This is a genomic window from Mesobacillus boroniphilus (assembly GCF_018424685.1).
GTDB classification, from domain to species: Bacteria; Bacillota; Bacilli; order Bacillales; family Cytobacillaceae; genus Mesobacillus; species Mesobacillus boroniphilus_A.
This window is the reverse complement of record NZ_QTKX01000023.1, coordinates 1-426: the sequence shown is the minus strand read 5'-3', so window position 1 is coordinate 426 and position 426 is coordinate 1. Positions and strand designations below refer to the sequence as shown.

The 426-nt window shown below is 38.0% G+C and carries 1 protein-coding gene; it reads left to right on the top strand.

The features are described from left to right. Positions 1 to 371: glucose PTS transporter subunit IIA (locus DYI25_RS22305; RefSeq protein WP_213372951.1), on the top strand; the 371-nt coding region annotated here is incomplete at its 5' end. Between the last annotated feature and the right edge of the window lie 55 nt (positions 372 to 426).

The following is a 426-nucleotide window of genomic DNA, read 5'->3' as shown; positions in this document are numbered from 1 at the left end:
GTAAAGGATTTGCCATTAAACCAAGCGATGGTTGTGTTTATGCGCCGTTTGATGCAATGGTTCGTCAAGTCTTTACCACTCGCCACGCTGTTGGTTTGGTTTCTGAAGATGGTATTGTCTTGTTGATTCACATTGGTATTGGAACCGTGAAACTAAAAGGAACAGGATTTGTTTCTTATGTGATTGAAGGAGAGCATGTTAAAAAAGGTGATAAATTGATTGAATTCTGGGATCCAGCAATCAAAAAAGCTGGACTTGATGATACGGTTATTGTCACTGTCACAAATTCACATGTCTTTAATGACTTTGTGATGAAAGCTCCTGCTGGTACAAACGTACAAGCTGGTGATGATGTGTTGACCTTGAACTAAGGAAATATGAAAAGGACTCAGTTTATGTAACTGGGTCTTTTATATAGAATAAAGA